Origin of the sequence: Chitinophaga sp. LS1 (genome assembly GCF_034274695.1) — a bacterium.
Lineage (GTDB): Bacteria > Bacteroidota > Bacteroidia > Chitinophagales > Chitinophagaceae > Chitinophaga.
Genome location: NZ_CP128362.1, coordinates 1,302,546 through 1,319,434, shown reverse-complemented (window position 1 = coordinate 1,319,434; position 16,889 = coordinate 1,302,546). Strand labels below are relative to the sequence as shown.

Sequence of the window (16,889 nt, the reverse complement as noted above, 5' to 3'; positions counted from 1 at the left end):
ATTTGATAAAAATTTGTAGGTGGGATGATGAATATCAGGCGGTTCAGGTCGGTATAATAGATGCTTTTAGAGTGTTTATTGGCAGATTTGGGAAAATGAGGTACTCCTCATTTAGCCTTTTTTTAAGCAACCGCTACCGTTGTGACCGGCAATGTCGCCAGGTCTATTTTCTTTGTCCGCAGTCTCAAAAAGGCCATGATTTCCTCATCCGAGTTAAACCGGTTCCCAATATTTACAAAGTGTTTTGCCAGCAGGTCATACCTCTTCCCCATCAACCACAGCCATACATGCAGAAAGTGGATGCCATCAAATACAATGGCTTCGTTCTCAATATATTCATGTAGTGTTTGCTTGAAATAAAGAGGATGTTCTGTCCAGTGCATATTGGGTTTGATGTGATGGCTGATGTGGTAGCCATCGTTCCAGCACTTGTGGTTATACTTGGTATTAATACAGGTAATGCTGTTTTTATAAGCATTATCCGGATCCAGCGCGCAAATGAAGGCATGCTGTGCCCAGTTACCCACCATCATTATAATCCTGGAAATCACAAATGGCAGGATGAAGACCACCAAAGTAGCCGGCAAGTTTACAAAAGACAATCCTACACACATTAGTATATACAGTATCTCTCCTCTTACAGAGCGAATCAGCAGTTTTTTCCGGTGCTTTCTAACGAAATACCTGGCCAGGTTTATCACGCCTGTAAAGAAAAAGCTACCCAGGTAACGGCTAAATCCCCGGACAGAGTCACGCTGAAATGGCATGGTACAACTCTCATCATCCGGCATATTATTTTCCGGATGGTGCATACCGATGTGATGGCTATAGTATGTTTCAGGTGTCTGGCCAAAGAGGGGGCCGATTATCCATGGGAGGTAGTGATTGAGTAGCTGATATTTTTTAACGAAAAACACCCGGTGACTGGTACAGTGGAGCATGAGGCCAAAAGGGCCTTTATACCTGAAGTTGTTCAAAATGGTAAAAGCGGCGGCAGCTATCCACCACAGGAATGTCGGTAATGGCAGGAATAATAAGATGGCCAGTGGCAGGAGGGTGAGGGTAAGTTCGATGGTGAGGTAGAGAAATGGAAGGTCGCGTTCGTCACGGATCATCGATCTCAGGAACTTTTTGGATTTCGAATCTGGCTTTGTTGACTTTGTGTAAACTGGGTCAGTAAGTACGTCAGTGAATACTTTCATCAGTTGTAGGTTTTTTAGTAAGTCGTTGGCGGAATCAGTTCGCAATTGATACTAACAAGATAAAGTATTAATCCGGGATAAAGATGGGGGGATGATTAATTGTGAATTTTATAACGGATGAAGAATTTTCTAATTTTTTCTAATTGCTTTTGGAGAATTAAGAATTATTATTATTTTTGCAACCCCTAACGGGGAAGTTTCGGTGAGATGCCTGAGTGGCCGAAAGGAACGGTTTGCTAAACCGTCGTACGGGTCAAACTGTACCGAGGGTTCGAATCCCTCTCTCACCGCTAAATAAATCGACTGATTTAGCAAGTTTTTAAAAGCCTTCAGAAGAAAATTCTGAAGGCTTTTTTGTATTTGAGATTGAATGTGTGGTCTTATCGAAAATTATTTTGACTGAACAGATCCGGAAAGCAAATCCTCACTTCTAAACTCCGATTTCCCAATTGAGATCATTTCAAATTAAAAAAGCCTGCAAAATTATTAATTTGCAAGCTTTGTATTTTTTAGGGATATCTGATTTCATGTATCATTAAAAGTCACTCCCCTGACAACTGTTTATTATCATGAACTCTTAATTAAAAATAAATGCATTGCTTGTAAATATTCGTCAGGCTTTTCAATATAAATATCATGTCCTGCCTTCTCAATTATTTTTAATTGACTGTTTTTAAAAATATCTTTATACTCATTTGTATTGCCCCAGGGAATATTATCGTACTGACCTTTTATTATCAAAACAGGAATATTGTTATTAATAAGCTTTGGTCGTGGATCTGCAATTCTGCTATAACTTGAAGGTGTTTTAATGTTGCAATATCCCCCTCCACCACCTTCCTCAGGCAATGTCTTTGAGGAATCGTAAACAAGTCCCTTTGTAAAGGACTCAGCCATTTTGTTGAGATAGCTATCAGCTTCTTCATCACTTGCTATTTTCTTTCCAAGTAATGCCCAAAAACGAATTGCAATAAATCTTGGTTTCAATAAAAATGACATCACACTGCCGTTGACATCTATGGGATCTTTGAGATTTAAACTAAGCGGGGCCTTCAACTTTTCCACAGTATCATTTACTGGTTTTACGGCACCTGGACAGGTAAGTATTATTTTGTCTACTTTGTTGGGATTGTCCGCTGTAAATAGCGTTGCTAAAGCTCCTCCCCAGGATTGTCCTATTAAAATTACCTTTTCTGCTTTTAAAAGCGCTACAATAGCCTCAAGGTCTTTTTGATGACGAGTTGCGGTATACTCATATACGTTTTTGAGCCTGGCAGATAAGCCCCCTCCAATTTGATCATACAAATAAACATCAAACCCGTCTTTGGATAGTTGACCAAGAACTTCAATAACTTTTGAATGCACATAGCCTCCCGGTCCTCCATGTAAATAAATAATAGGATAAGGCTTTTTATTTCCCTTCCCTTCAATAAAAGTATATGCAATTTTAGACCCTGTTTTTAGATCCCAATATTTAGTTGATTGCCGTGGCTTAATCGATAGTGTATTTTGTTTTGAAGGAATACATGCCTTTAAAAAAAATATGCATAGAAGTGTTAAAAAGGTCCATTTGAGGATGCTGAGAGTTTTTCGTTTCATAATTTTATTTTCTGTAATATTTCTAATGATGCATTGGTATACATAAAAGTTGCATTGATTGAAGAAGGTATATAAATATGATAAATGACCAGCCATTATTTAAATGATTAACCTTAGTTCCTTTATCGAATGAGGATTTAATCGTTTTAAATATTTCTTTTCAATCTCACCTATCAATAATCCTTATAGTTTAAATGTACCAGGCTAAAATAAAAAATTAACCAACAGCACAATCTTTAAAATGAACTGTAATAATAAAAATGTGATGAAACCTCTACAAATAGGTTCGAAATTTATCCCCTCGCTGCCCACAAGTTTTAAAAACCTTCAATTCGGAAGATTTGGAGGATTTTTTACCCGGTTGTGGATTACTACAATGGTATTTTAAAATACCACGTAAAGGAATTTCATCACCAATAACAGATTGTGTTTATCCTGACTGTTGTGCCATTAGGTAAAGGAGTGACCTATTATGCTTATGATGCTGGAAAAGTTATTGGGGCTTCTAAAGGGGAGAAAACGCAATATATTAGAGTAGAAGTTAAACAAACAATTTGCTGATGAGAGCGGACGAATTCACATTTATGACAAGCTGCAGGGAAAATTTTACTACAGCAATCCTCTAAACCTCTTTGTTGAACCCGATCGGAATACCTTTTTGAATCCAGACGGAATTCAAGACGATACATTAGAGAAAGCTTACGCGTCTCTTGACTCCATGTTTTCAGCAGTCATAAATGAAATAAATAAAACAAAGACTACGTCCAACTATCATTTTAGGCTCCTTCTCTTATTTGCATATATCTCTAAGTGGCGAGTGCGACAATATGATGAAGCATTTAAGACTGCAAAAGACTTTTTCTCTGTCGATGATTTGGGATTGGGATTGAAAAATCAGTTTAACGAATTGGCAAACTTAAGCCTAGAGGAATATTTTCCTTTGGAGCTTGACCAGGAATTCAAAAGAATTCTTTTGGCTGCTCAACCATTCAGATTTAAAGAAGATTATAAAAAGCTACTGGCCGGCAGTTTCCTTATTTGGACACCACATAACTCTTTTATTGGAGATTGCCCTTTCAATGAAGCCACTATAGTTAGCGACACAAACAACTGATTATCAAATTTGTAAATAAAATATCATAATGATTTCTTATTCATATCCTAAAAAAATTGGAATGCGAAAGCCTTCTATAAATCAGGCGCTCCCGAAAAGAATAATAACAGCAATCTTACAGAAGACATGATCGCGGCTCTTGTTCAGGCTTTTGGACAAACATCCACGACTGGTGAACATGATTTAGCACGGGCTACGAATCCGTTAAATGAAAATTTTTATTCTAATAACTATCAGCGTTTGAAAGAAAAAGAGAATGACGGTGAAACGGCTGGCAGGCCTAAAGCTTACCTAAACTTTGTTTTATTCGATGATGCGTTTAACTTAGTAAGCAATAATAGTGGGGTTCGGCAGGTAAAATCTCAACCAGATGAACTACAGGATTTAAAGGTCGAAAAAATGGCCATTCAAAAAACAGGATTTTTGTATGTCTACACCAGTAATGAAACCGCACAGGATGTTACTTTTGACAATGTCACGGTTGCATTATCGAGTGGCCCTGTATTAGAAGAAACGCACTATTATCCATTTGGTTTAACAATGGCAGGCATCAGTAGCAATGCTTTAAAGGGCACCGCCTACGCTGCGAACCGCCTGAAATATAATGGTAAGGAATTACAGCGTGAAGAATTTAGTGATGGTAGCGGCCTTGAGTGGTATGACTATGGCGCAAGGACGTATGATCCGCAAATTGGAAGGTTCTTTACACAGGACAAATTTGCAGATAAATATCAAAGCTTGTCTCCTTATCATTATGCTGCCAATAACCCTTTAAGTATTGTTGACATTAATGGGGATAGCATCATTTATTCAATAAGTGAAAGTGTATTTAATCCCAATACAGGGGAAAGTGATTTTGTGACTACAAGATATCATTATGGACAGGACAACAACGGCATTACCGGATTTGTAGACGAAAAAGGAAATCTGTATGCCGGTAGTGACCCTTATGTAAATCAACTGACTGATGCTTTAAGTCAATTAGAAAGAGGAGGAGATGTTGGTAAAAAATTGGTAGATGATATCGTTAATGCTACAGATGGGAATGGCAAACCCAGGAGTGTCGATATGGGAAGTTATGGAGATAATATTGCAGATCCTAATGGAACTTTTATCATATGGAATCCTTCAAAAATGGATTCTGGTCCTGATACAAAGGGTAATACCACGCGACCTGGTTTCATAGGATTGGGGCATGAGATGGCACATATGAGGGATATCTGGGCTGGTACCAATAATAAGAGCGCATGGATAACAGTAACTAAACCAGACGGAAAAAATGCTACAATTCTCAAAAGCGAGATATATGCAACACATATTGAAAATCAACTTCGGGCTGAAAACAATTTACCATTACGAGAGTTTTATTCTCCTGATGTAAATGGTAAAGGCGTTGAGAGCACTCGTTTAATCAGGGCCGGAACGAATGAAAGATTGTATTATGATGAGTGTAGTGTAACAGGCTACCAGCAAATGATGAAGAAAGTACCAGGATTTAAATATTAAAAACATGCCGAAAAGGAAAATTTTGATTGGATTGATTTTGCTAGGTCTTTATTCCTGCAAAACAACAGCGCAGTTTAGCACGCTTTCCAAAAGAATGGATGCCTGCAGTGGTATTGTCCCAACCCAGTTTGGCTACCATGATATCCGCATGATGCTGTACGACAGTACCCAGCTCAAATCTATGTGGCAGAGAAAAGATACCTTGTATGTACTACATAACTATACGCTTGAAAGTGCTGAATTTCATACCCGGATATGGTCATCACATGATAGTCTTAGCTATGATTGTCAATTTAAGCATTTAAAGAAAAATGGAGGCACCGCCTTTCGCCAGTCACAGGTATTCTTAGTACGAAAATGGGATACTACCGCTATCAGGAAATATGCGGAAGCCAGTGAGCAGATGCATGGCGGAACCATTTTCGCATATCGGTTAATTCCTCATGGAAAGAAGTATAGCGTTGAATGTATAAATTTCAATGATTTTATAGTTCCGGAGATAGATTTAATCCATAGAGAAAAAGAACATCATTTAAAGTAGTATGTATAGAATATAAAAGCCGGGTGATACTTTTCACCCGGCTTTTGTTTGTAAGAAGGTATTTAAACTAAAAGGCCCCCCTCTCGAGATGCCTTTTCAATTTCTTCAAAGCGCCAGTCTCATGTGCACGCAGCGAAGGACAGTTTTATTATGACTTTCAATTATTAGGATTAATCTGATGAATAAAATACTTAGAGATAATTCGCATTATGATTTTTCCTTTTCTAATTTGTTTACTTCTTCCTGCCTTTCCAAAGTTATTTACTCAATTAGCGAATTGCCAATTTGCTCAACTTGAATATCTATATTATCATCAACATTGAAGGTAATACCTCCATATTTTCTGGACTTATCAAAGAGTCCGGGTAGGAATAACAGCGTTTTCTCCGAACAGCTGTTTAAAATTATCTGGTTCGAATTTCGTCCAACTTTTTTCCGGATAAGTTTTGCTTAGAAGAGGAATTACAAATCGGGCTTCGGATGAGTATATTGGAGCTAAATAATCTTCAATATTTTCGCCCAAAATTCTGCTTTGTTCATTTTTGTCATAGAATATAGCTAAATCATTTTCTGATTGGTATTCATAGGAATATTTTAACTGATAAATTTATGAATTTTAGATAAATCCTCTTTGAAAAGGTTCGAAAGTTGTCCCCCGCAGCCCGCAAAAAGGATCGATTATCTAAAAGATGATCGATCCTTTTTCGTTTCCTGTCCAATTCCATTGGGAAACACCAGTTTTTTATTTTTTCCTTCATGCTGTTATTCTCTGGACTGCCATACGATAGCCAGTTGTGAGGAAAAAATTGGCCACATAATCTATCTTTTCTTAAAGGTTTGATAGGGTGAAGCTACATTTTCCCAAATTCTACTATTCCGCCACTGTCCTTGTCATACCCAGCCGAACAGTTCCTGAAACTTTTCTTGGGTCTTTTCATCCAACGTGTATGCTATTTTGTTTTCAATAAAGAATATTTTGACAGTTGGCTTTGTAGCGTACCATATTTGATAAAATGAAACTGGAACAATTCAGTGGAATTGGGAGTATAAGGAATCGATCAGGTGTTGAGTGCTGGTTTTTCGTTCGAATCTGGTTATGCTTATTTTGACTGTAAATCCTGTAATCTGCTACAGTAAAGGGTTATGCTGAGCTCTAATTCGGTAGCCAAATAATGCCGATTTTATACGGCTAGTGCTTGAGAGGAAAGAACCTGTTTGAATAATACTATACGTAAGATTTTTAAATGAGATTTTATAGTGTTATCCAGCTATACTAAATCATTGTGGCAGCCATTCACATCTAACTCGATCAGGCATTTAGTTACAATTGTGACCAGAAACCAAGTAATAAAAACTGTTTGTTGGTGGAAGTTTGTAAAAAATAGGCTGCAAAAAATAAATGCATAGATAGGGGAAGCAATAGATATTGGAGGGCAAAGATTCTGTAAAATAAAAAAGCTCTGCGCATGCGCAGAGCTGGAAAATAAATTATAATGGTTTAAAGAACGCGAACGTTCACCGCATTTAATCCTTTTTGGCCGTTTTGTACTTCATAAGACACCCTGTCGTTCTCACCGATCTCATCATTCAGGCCCGTTACATGAACAAAGATGTCTTTGCTTCCATCAGCAGGCGTAATAAAGCCAAATCCTTTAGAAGTGTTGAAGAATTTTACTGTACCTTCTTGCATTGTTATTGATTTATTGATAAAAAATTGTTTTTCCTATAGTCTTTTCGTTACATAGTGCCTCGCTTACCGAAAGGTGCTGCTGCATAAATTTTTTTTTGTTCAGTGCAGCAATTGCATTGTCTCCTGCTGTTGCTGTATGCATATAAACATACCCAAAGCCACGCGGATTATTATTTATGTCTCTGGCAATTTCTGCCCACTTTACTTTACCAAACTTTGAAAACAGTTGGAAAAGATCTGGTGATGCAATTTCGTTTCCCAAATTGCCTATAAATATTTTCATGGGCACATTAACTTTTGCATACCTGGTTTACATAGCTTCACTTACTTCCAGGTACTTATTCTTATAATTTAGTTGATTAAGCGCATGTATCGCTTTTATTCCTCCCTCCTGCGATTCCATCAGTACAAATCCAAAACCTCTTGATCCGCCGTTTTTCTTGTCCATTATTATACCTGCTGAACAAACATTGCCGAATGCTTCAAAAAGCTTGGTCAGTTCTGTTTCTGATGCCTTTAGGTGTAAATTCCCGATATAGATTTTCATGACGAATATTTTATAGCTTGCTGATGAATAGTTCTTATCTCCTGCGACCGAACTGATATGGAGTTGCCGTTTTGAGACGTGCTTCGTTCAAGACTATAGATTGCATTTACACACTGCTATGATTTAGCTTTTCTATTGCCTTTTTACCAGTTACGCACCCTGCCATTTCAACAAAGCAAACCCTCTGGGATGTTTTGTTAAATTATCAGTGATTATTTTTACGGATTTGACTGCCCTGAATTCTGCGAAGAGATCATGTAATTGTTTCTTTGATGTCATGTGACTCAAGTTTCCTATGAAAATGCTCATAATTGCTGTTTGAAAAATAAAAATGGCAACTGAGACGCAAAACTGAAGATGAAATTAAGATGATTGCAGTTCAGAGAGGGCAATGGCAGAAAATCAATATCTACATGAAGGTACGTTATTATATTGTATAATCCTTCATCCAATTCAAAAATATACTTCTGTAGAAAAAACGTAAGTATTGACAATCCGGCAAGACAGGAAAGTGCACAGACGATACAAAAGCACAATGCTTTGTACCTTCTGTGTTTATCTATTTTCTTAGCACCTGTACATTTACAGCACTAAAACCTTTCGATCCTTTTTGCAATTCGTAACTGACCTTGTTCCCTTTTTTCAGCAATTGCGAAATATTGTTGCTATGTACAAAAATGCTCTCTTTACTTTGGCTGTCGCTGATAAATCCATATCCTTTAGCTTCATCAAATGACAGTACTAAACCGGAGTGTAGTAAGTCATGTTCCCTGTCTTGCGGTGCAGCCCCAAGTATAATATCCGCAGGGTCTATTTCTATGCGGTTGCGCATATCCGGCGGCCGGGAAGTCAGGTTCCCGTTTTCGTCCAGGTACGCCATCATTTCATCCAGGCTTTTGCCTTTCTTGTTGTTGAGCTTGCGCTGCTGCATCTTCTCGACTTTCTCCTTTCGTTCTTTTGCTTTTTTCTTTTTCAGTTCCTTTTTTAAAAATGTTTCGGCCATGTATTTTGATATTCTTTAGAAATGAGTAAACTTTATTACCTCAGGTGAGCAGGTACTTTTAATACAGGTACCGGGAATCCTATCAGCTTCTGAATGCTTTTCAGGTAACCTGCTTCTTTATAATCGAAAAATGATATAGCCTTACCTGTAGCTGCTGCCCCTCTCCCGGTACGGCCAATGCAGTGTACGTATGTTTCTGCAGCTTCCGGTATATTGAAATTCACTTCCCGTGGCAAATGATCTATATCAATACCTCTTGCCGCTATATCTGTTGCTATGAGCACTTTAACGCGCTCCTGGCGGAAATCACTTAACGCTTTCTGTCTTGCATTCTGCGATTTGTTACCATGAATTGCAGCAGCTTGAACACCGGTTCCTTCCAGTTGCTTTACCATTTTGCCCGCGCCATGTTTGGTACGTGTAAAAACGAGCGATCTTTCTGTTCCTGCGTCTCCTCCAAAAACAGGCGTATACCTTAATCTGATTTTTTCACCATAAGACTTGAAATTCTCCGCAATTTGTATGGCTAGCTCTCTCGTCGGGGTAAGAATCAATGATCTTATTTTGTTATCTACCTTTTGACTGCAACTAAGTAATGCAGGATAGGGACAGCGAAGGCAGCAGTTTTACCGATTCCGGTCTGGGCAATACCCAATAGATCCCTCCATAAAAGTATTTCAGGAATTGACTGTTGTTGTATTGATGTAGGGGTTTTATATCCCTTGCCATTAAGAGCTTGTAGGATAGGTGCTATAATATCTAAATCGTTAAATGTCATCATTACTTATTGAGCCGCCTTTGTGTTTTTAGAGGTGGTGTGATTGAATATGTGCTAAAACAGCACATTATTACCAGGCAACTGTATCGTAGATGCTTGTTTGGTATATGAGTATGGTGAGCAATATGATTACGGCACTATAACTGCGCATTATGCACTTTATGTCCGGGCCAAATTAAAGAATGGCAGTGCTCATGTCCTGTTAAGAAAGCAATCGGCACAACCCTATTGAAGAAAAAGATTATCCGTAATTATTTGACGGAACAACTGGCAATCGGAAAAGCGAAGACTGAGAAGAAAGGATGAAACGATACAAATCAGAGAGGCAAGACTTATGCCATAAGCGATAAAGATAACAGATTTTACGCGGATAAAAAAATAAAACATGTCAGATGACACTGTTTGAAACCTTTTTATTTATACAAGCTTCATTTTATAAAGGTTCGAACCAAATGAGCGTAAGATATAAGCAATAAAAAGCAATAGATGAACAGGAAAACAGGTGCTAAAAAATTGATTTTTCTTGTTTTTTTTCCCCATTTTTACAGCATGGGAAAGCTGGTCTACAATAGAAAATCCATATTCTTCAAGGCACTTAAAATCGAGATAGAAAATTATTTTGTCGAAAACGGTATTGAGAAAACCGGGAACTGGAAACTTTATATAAAGTCCTTTATTCTTATTTTACTGGCTCTTGGTTCCTATATCTACCTGCTTGCATTTAATTACTCTTTCCCCTTTGGCATTGTACTATCCGGGCTATTAGGGTTTATTCTTGCAGGCATCGGTTTTAATATAATGCATGACGCGAATCACGGCTGTTACTCGACTAAAAAATGGGTAAATAGTTTGATGGGGCTTACACTAAATGCTTTAGGGAGCAATGCGTTTATATGGAAGCAAAAACATAATATCATTCATCACACTTACACAAACGTAGATGGTTTGGATGATGACATCGCCAAAAGCCCGATCATAAGGCAAAGCAGCACGCAGGTCTGGAAACCAGTTCATCAGTTGCAGCATATATATCTTTGGTTTGTCTATGCGCTCAGTTCTATTTTATGGATTTTTGTTACAGATTTCATGAAATACGGCACGCAGAAAATATACACCACAGAGTTAAAGCATATGAATTTTAAAGAGCACTTTATTTTTTGGCTAAGTAAAGTGCTGTACGTTATTTTTTATATCGTGATCCCTGTCATATTTGTAGGCGCACAAAAGTGGCTGATAGGGTTCTTGTGTATGCATATCACATTAGGCCTGTCGTTGGCAGTCGTATTTCAGCTGGCACATGTTGTGGAAGAAACTGAATTTGCATTTTGCAGCGAAGATGATGTTGTAATCGAAAATGAATGGGCGGTACACCAGCTTAAGACTACGGCAAACTTCGCGCCTGGTAATTTCTGTATAACATGGTATGTTGGAGGGCTGAATTACCAGATAGAGCATCATCTCTTTCCCCGTATAAGTCATATTCATTATCCTGCACTCAGCAAAATAGTACAATTGAAATGCGAGGAGTTCGGCATCCAATACAATTGCATACCGACAATTACCGCTGCAATTGCCTCTCATTATAATCATATGCGTTCATTGGGTGTGAATCCCGATAAGAAAATCAAAATAAGTAACCACATCTAACTTCAATGGGGCTGATCCAAAAAGCCCTTTTTGACTTTTGGGTCAGCCCCTTGTTTGTTATAATATTGAATAGTTTGTAGGGGGGCGATCTGCGTCTAAATTTTGTAATTTTAAGATAAGAACTATGCAATTTTTATGCCTTTATTGATCAATCTTCATTAAATCAGAAGGCAGTTGCAGATGGTTATCAGTTAAACCTTTCTTTTGCAAACAACGTAATCAAAGTACTTCTACCCTTTTTGTTATCGTTGTTTTATATTGGATAATTCCGGGGAGCAATATCGCTTGATTCTGGAAATAGTAGAGGGAAAAGAAATAAAAGTAATTGATGACGATATTCCGGGGTGGGTAGAAGAGTATGTTTTGCAGAAATTATTAGGGGAAGTAATAATAGTCCTATATCAACTCAAAAATATTCCTCACTACTACATTCTACTTCTACTTTCCCAATATATATACAACGGGATCTTTATAAACCTCCCCCGGATGATTTGTAGATGAAAATGAATAAGGATAAAACTTTCATCTTTCAATATCCTACACGTTGTATTTTTGCAATATGATAAGTTTCAAAAACGACTATAGCGAGGGAGCGCTTCCTGCTATTTTACAGGCATTAGCAGCTACCAATGATATTCAACAGGGAGGTTATGGAGAGGATGATTATTCACAACAGGCCATTGATCTCATTAAGAGGAAAATTAATAACCCTTATGCCGCAATATACCTGGTATCTGGCGGTACACAAGCCAATCTTACTTTTATTTCTTCTGTATTACGGCCTTATGAATCTGTCATTGCTGCTACCACCGGACATATCTTTCATCATGAAACAGGTGCTATTGAAGCAACCGGGCATAAGATAGAAACGGTAATTGCCAAAGATGGTAAACTCACACCGGCGCTTGTCGCTTCTTTTATTGATAAAGTGGAGGCGGTGCATATGCCACTTCCACGGCTGGTATATATTTCGAATTCTACAGAGTTGGGTACACATTATCTCAGGGCAGAACTGATCGCGCTTTGGGAGTATTGTAAGCGTAAAGGTTTGCTGCTTTACCTGGATGGAGCCCGTTTGGCTTCGGGGATGATGGCAGGGGATATCAGTTATCAAGATCTGGGAAAGTATACCGATGCATTTTATATTGGAGGTACGAAGAATGGTGCGTTGATTGGGGAGGCGATTGTTATTAACAATCCATCTTTGCAGGAATATTTTGCGTATAATTTGAAAATGAGGGGTGCACTGCTGGCGAAAGGAAGATTGTTAGGCATTCAGTTCATGGAGCTTTTTAAAGATGATACTTATTTGTCGATAGGAGCTTATATGAATGAAATGGCGGGGAGGTTATCAGATGGTATCAGGAAGGCAGGGTATGATTTTTTGATTGAATCAAAGACGAATCAGATATTTCCTATACTGCCGGTGAGGGTGATTCATACATTACAGGAAAAGTATGCGTTTTATGTATGGCAACCGATAGATGAAGAGCGGGCTGCTGTTCGGCTTGTTACTAGTTGGAGTACGCAGGCAGCGGCTGTGGAGGCGTTTTTGGGGGATTTGAGGGCTTGTAAATAATATACCAGGAGAATATTAATTAGAAATTGCCAACAGAAAATCACTCACAACTGCCGTAGATCAATCTTTAGATGGATTCGAACACTTGTAACTTTTAAGATATAGTGTAATCTCCCGGGAGATATTTCTTATCCCATTTACATGATCCAATATCCTTTCATCTGGCTGTTTATGAGTTATGTTGAAAAGTATAAACCAAGTCTTGTTGAAATAACATGGATCATTGTAGTGGGAACAGCCGTGTTGACAATAATGGGTTATCTGATATTAAAGTATGTAGATACGCCATTACGAGCTATGCTGAAGAGAAGACGAGCAGCTTATCAGGCTTATAATAAATGAGACCAGACTACTTATCCATTGGACCGTTTTTCTCCTCCTTTGCTCAGGAAGGTCTCCTGTGTTGGGCATCATCCAATATATAGGTGCCGGTTTCCCAGGCAGCAGTAGTTTTTAACAATACCCTTGTCTCGATTTTTATACCAGCCTGTAAGAAGGTTTTGAATAAGACAGTGCCATCCGGAAACCGGGGTAATCCATTGTCTGTGATGATGAGTTTTTTCTTAAGAGGTATACTGATCATCCTATCCTTGTCAGTATTATCAGAAAACAATGAGGTAGTGTTATTTCTTCTCCTCCCAGGATCATTCCGGACTGCTGGAAAATGATGCCGGTTCGACCATCAGCGAAGATGGGGAAGGCATTTTCAGCGGTTCATCCGGCATACCATACACGTGAAATGTAGGGGTGCAGATGGGGAGGAATTTGTATGTCTGGGAAAAAAATGATGATAATAAAGTTAAAGAAATTTGGTAATTCAAATGATTTATGTACATTCGCGTCCCGAACGAACAAAAACGGATCAGTAGTTCAGTTGGTTAGAATGCCGCCCTGTCACGGCGGAGGTCGCGGGTTCGAGTCCCGTCTGGTCCGCTAAGAGGGACTGATTATCGAAAAGATGATCGGTCCCTTTTTCATTTTGGGGTGGATTGCTCGATAGGTGGGCAATCCGTGAGAAAATGTATTTGACTTTGGGAGTTCGAAATGACTCATTTTTCCGGTCGTAGATGATTCCGTTGGGGAAGACAAGGTTTTGTAACTTCTCTTTTACACCAGTGTCGCTGGAACGCCACACCGTAGCGAGTTTAGAAGACATCGAAAGGGCATTGTCTATTACTTCTTCAGGGTTCGAAATACTTTTGGAACATTTTTCCAGTTCCTCAGAAATCTTCACCCGCTCAATATTATACCGGGAGTAAAACTTATCAAAGGTTTCCTGCCCTATTTCCTTTAATACATACCTGCTTTCTTCTAAACCGTCTATTTTCTTATCTATCTCAGTCAGTTGGGTTGATAGTACCTTCTGTAGTTCTAAATTGTCATTATTCATTTCGTGGTACTCTGCGATAAGGGCATCTTTAAGGGCGTCCTTCATGGTAGCAGCAAAACAATACTGGTTTAATAACTGCTCAAACAGTTCGTGCATCCTTATAGCGCTTTTATTGCGTTTACAGCCATCCTTCCGGCACTTATAGTACCACAAGCCTTTGGCCTTAACTACATAACCTGTAAATGGCCCGTTACAGATGTCGCATTTAATAAAGATTTTAATGGGTACTTTATGTTGTTCTTTATTATGTGATACTCCATCCCCACCCGAACCCTGATGAATTTTATTGACCTTTAAAAACACTTCAGGGCTAATCATTTTCTCATGGTCACCTTCTACAATCTTTCCTTCTAATAGCCCGTGATTAATCATACCGCAATAGAAAGGGTGTTTAAATATCTTGGTCAATTGCAATTTATACATCTTCACTCCCATTGCCCTTAGCTTATCAATGATTTCATCGTTCTTCATGCCCTCAGATTTCCAGATAAATGCTTTCCTAATCTTTTTACCCACTGCATTAACAACAATTTTACGCTGACCATTAGTTTTCACAATATCATAACCCTGCGGCGGTTTAGTTACCCAGATACCTTTATCAAACTTTTCCACCATTCCCGCCACGGCCTTTTGTTTGCGTAGTTGGTTGTCATACTGACTAAATAAAAAGGTAATATTCTGTTGTAGGACACCGCTGGGATTAGAAGTGTCCATAGGCTGGGTTACAGCATATATAGTAACCCCGTATTTTTCCCGCAGGTCTTCTGCAAGTTTAATAGCAGCACCACCAGTACGAGAGAACCGTTCTAAAGCATAGACTAAGATGTGACTTATTTTACCTTTACGCTGTTTGATAAAATCCAACATCCGGTTAAACTCTTTACGGCCATCGGTTTTGGCACTTTCATAAGTACCTCCAAAGTAATCTATGACACCAAGGTTACTACGTCTTGCAAAATCCTCGATTGATTTCCGCTGTACATCCAAACCTAAATTGTGGTCTGCCTGTTCCTTACTGGAAACTCTGGTGTATACCACAGCTGCTTGGGTTGCAACTTTGATAGGCTTTTGTTTGGAATAATTCCCAAACTGTTTATTAGCCGAACTTTTGAGTGACGTTGATTAATAAATTTGAAATAGATACCCTCATTAGCAAAGTTCAAATGAAAGGTGTTTTAAAATTATAGATTAGTACAAAACATCTTGTCATTAGATCCTCTTTAATGATCTTATAGCCAGTATAAAGAATTAATACTACATCGTTATGAAATTGTCCCCTTGGGTACTAAGAAAATTGGAACAATTTATTAATGGTGAAGATGAAGTAATGCCTACAAAATGTGGAAAGGACTTAATTGCACTTTTTAATGCTGTTGGAACTAAAGATGTCTATGAACAGGGGATGCCTGAAGGTCTAAGCCGAACACAATATACACGGAAACAGCTAACTGAAATAAATGGAACTATTAAACTTCAAAACCGATTGGAATTATTAGTATCACCAGCATGGTTTGATGTACAAATGCCAATAGCAGCTGCCATCAAGAAAATGAATACTGTATTAATGATGGATGGATTTCGATTTGAGGAAATAGATATACTTATAAAATAATTGGTGCTAATTTAATTGAAGAAACTTCAACAGAAGTGCATTTTGAAGAAATACAGGCCCAAATAATTGAACAAATCCAACAAGCAAAATTTTTAATTTGGGTAGCAGTTGCTTGGATTACCGACCATGTTATTCTTCGGGAAATTTATAAAAAAAATGAAGGGAGTAAATGTTCAAATAATAATGCTTGTCTATATTCAACCCAAAAGCAGGCTTGAATATAGACAAGCATTTTGATACTTATCTTAAAAAACCTTCTGGCCCATATTCCAATATAATGCATGATAAATTCTGCATTATTGATTTAAAAGTTGTAATACATGGATCTTATAATTGGACAAAAAAATCCCAATACAATAAAGAAACATTTGTAATTGAAAAAGGTAGAGAAAATGCCGAAAATTTTTCAACAGAATTTATTTAATGGAAAATCAATAAGCTTATTAATTAGTCGCGAATGGAGTGGTGAAATATTGTGAAATTCAAAAGCTTATTTAGAAATATGTTATAGTAAGATCTTTTCCTCTTGACATAACTTGATGTTACAATCTGCTTGTAGTAACAACTTAAAAAGGGTGTGTTTCTTTTTTGGGTCTTGAGCCCCCCTTTATTAAAAAAGAATCGCTTACTCTTCTTATCCCCTCAGAATTTTCCTGTTACCCAATAAATAGGTAATAGCTT

Annotated in this window: 16 protein-coding genes, 2 tRNA genes and 3 pseudogenes; 10 read left to right on the top strand and 11 right to left on the bottom strand. The window is 38.0% G+C overall.

What is annotated here, in order from left to right; genetic code table 11:
* Positions 1–122: 122 nt before the first annotated feature.
* Positions 123–1,202, bottom strand: coding sequence for a fatty acid desaturase (locus QQL36_RS05470; RefSeq protein ID WP_321569242.1), 1,080 nt, complete (start codon positions 1,200–1,202; stop codon positions 123–125).
* 201 nt (positions 1,203–1,403) lie between these two features.
* Here QQL36_RS05470 and QQL36_RS05465 point away from each other — a divergent pair.
* Positions 1,404–1,492, top strand: a tRNA-Ser gene (locus QQL36_RS05465).
* 277 nt (positions 1,493–1,769) lie between these two features.
* Here QQL36_RS05465 and QQL36_RS05460 read toward each other — a convergent pair.
* Complete coding sequence (locus tag QQL36_RS05460; RefSeq protein ID WP_321569241.1) at positions 1,770–2,801, bottom strand: alpha/beta hydrolase; 1,032 nt, start codon at positions 2,799–2,801, stop codon at positions 1,770–1,772.
* A 559-nt stretch (positions 2,802–3,360) separates the two neighbouring features.
* Here QQL36_RS05460 and QQL36_RS05455 point away from each other — a divergent pair.
* The 3 genes and pseudogenes from QQL36_RS05455 to QQL36_RS05445 all read left to right on the top strand — a co-directional run.
* Positions 3,361–3,915, top strand: a pseudogene (locus tag QQL36_RS05455) (DUF4238 domain-containing protein); the annotation flags it as partial.
* Positions 3,916–4,041: 126 nt separating this feature from the next.
* Positions 4,042–5,421, top strand: a complete 1,380-nt coding sequence (locus tag QQL36_RS05450; RefSeq protein ID WP_321569240.1) for a M91 family zinc metallopeptidase — start codon at positions 4,042–4,044, stop codon at positions 5,419–5,421.
* Between the two features lie 4 nt (positions 5,422–5,425).
* A complete protein-coding gene (locus QQL36_RS05445) occupies positions 5,426–5,962 on the top strand; it encodes a hypothetical protein (protein ID WP_321569239.1) in 537 nt (178 codons plus the stop codon).
* A gap of 1,498 nt (positions 5,963–7,460) precedes the next feature.
* Here the strand turns inward: QQL36_RS05445 and QQL36_RS05440 are convergent.
* From QQL36_RS05440 to QQL36_RS35595, 7 genes and pseudogenes are all read right to left on the bottom strand, one after another.
* Positions 7,461–7,652: a cold-shock protein gene (locus tag QQL36_RS05440; protein WP_083730503.1), complete on the bottom strand. Its 192-nt coding sequence runs from the start codon at positions 7,650–7,652 to the stop codon at positions 7,461–7,463.
* 10 nt (positions 7,653–7,662) lie between these two features.
* On the bottom strand, positions 7,663–7,935 hold the full coding sequence (locus tag QQL36_RS05435) for an RNA recognition motif domain-containing protein (RefSeq protein ID WP_083730502.1): 273 nt from the start codon (positions 7,933–7,935) through the stop codon (positions 7,663–7,665).
* Positions 7,936–7,962: 27 nt separating this feature from the next.
* Positions 7,963–8,199, bottom strand: coding sequence for an RNA recognition motif domain-containing protein (locus tag QQL36_RS05430; RefSeq protein ID WP_083730501.1), 237 nt, complete (start codon positions 8,197–8,199; stop codon positions 7,963–7,965).
* 150 nt (positions 8,200–8,349) lie between these two features.
* A complete protein-coding gene (locus QQL36_RS35600; RefSeq protein ID WP_083730500.1) occupies positions 8,350–8,508 on the bottom strand; it encodes a hypothetical protein in 159 nt (52 codons plus the stop codon).
* Between the two features lie 250 nt (positions 8,509–8,758).
* On the bottom strand, positions 8,759–9,202 hold the full coding sequence (locus tag QQL36_RS05425) for a cold shock domain-containing protein (RefSeq protein ID WP_083730499.1): 444 nt from the start codon (positions 9,200–9,202) through the stop codon (positions 8,759–8,761).
* Between the two features lie 35 nt (positions 9,203–9,237).
* A pseudogene (locus QQL36_RS05420) lies at positions 9,238–9,789 on the bottom strand (helicase-related protein); the annotation flags it as partial.
* The gene (locus QQL36_RS35595; RefSeq protein ID WP_368678263.1) at positions 9,774–9,980 is read right to left on the bottom strand and encodes a DEAD/DEAH box helicase; all 207 of its coding nucleotides are present in this window, start codon (positions 9,978–9,980) and stop codon (positions 9,774–9,776) included. The pseudogene QQL36_RS05420 and the gene QQL36_RS35595, both read right to left, overlap by 16 nt.
* Positions 9,981–10,466: 486 nt before the next feature.
* Between QQL36_RS35595 and QQL36_RS05415 the strand changes: the two genes are divergently transcribed.
* From QQL36_RS05415 to QQL36_RS05405, 3 genes are all read left to right on the top strand, one after another.
* Positions 10,467–11,627, top strand: a complete 1,161-nt coding sequence (locus QQL36_RS05415; RefSeq protein WP_321569238.1) for an acyl-CoA desaturase — start codon at positions 10,467–10,469, stop codon at positions 11,625–11,627.
* Between the two features lie 559 nt (positions 11,628–12,186).
* Positions 12,187–13,206 (top strand): threonine aldolase family protein, encoded by a 1,020-nt coding sequence (locus QQL36_RS05410; protein WP_321569237.1) that lies wholly within the window; start codon positions 12,187–12,189, stop codon positions 13,204–13,206.
* Positions 13,207–13,347: 141 nt separating this feature from the next.
* The gene (locus QQL36_RS05405) at positions 13,348–13,548 is read left to right on the top strand and encodes a hypothetical protein (protein ID WP_321569236.1); all 201 of its coding nucleotides are present in this window, start codon (positions 13,348–13,350) and stop codon (positions 13,546–13,548) included.
* A 43-nt stretch (positions 13,549–13,591) separates the two neighbouring features.
* Here QQL36_RS05405 and QQL36_RS05400 read toward each other — a convergent pair whose 3' ends face one another.
* A complete protein-coding gene (locus QQL36_RS05400; protein ID WP_321569235.1) occupies positions 13,592–13,789 on the bottom strand; it encodes a hypothetical protein in 198 nt (65 codons plus the stop codon).
* A 276-nt stretch (positions 13,790–14,065) separates the two neighbouring features.
* On the opposite strand from QQL36_RS05400, the gene QQL36_RS05395 reads away from it, so the two are divergent.
* Positions 14,066–14,139 (top strand) — tRNA-Asp (locus QQL36_RS05395).
* 748 nt (positions 14,140–14,887) lie between these two features.
* Here QQL36_RS05395 and QQL36_RS35590 read toward each other — a convergent pair.
* A pseudogene (locus QQL36_RS35590) lies at positions 14,888–15,634 on the bottom strand (recombinase family protein); the annotation flags it as partial.
* 226 nt (positions 15,635–15,860) lie between these two features.
* Between QQL36_RS35590 and QQL36_RS05390 the strand changes: the two are divergent.
* Both QQL36_RS05390 and QQL36_RS05385 read left to right on the top strand, forming a co-directional pair.
* Positions 15,861–16,208 (top strand): hypothetical protein, encoded by a 348-nt coding sequence (locus QQL36_RS05390; protein WP_321569234.1) that lies wholly within the window; start codon positions 15,861–15,863, stop codon positions 16,206–16,208.
* Between the two features lie 187 nt (positions 16,209–16,395).
* A complete protein-coding gene (locus QQL36_RS05385; RefSeq protein ID WP_321569233.1) occupies positions 16,396–16,632 on the top strand; it encodes a phospholipase D-like domain-containing protein in 237 nt (78 codons plus the stop codon).
* Positions 16,633–16,889 lie beyond the last annotated feature (257 nt).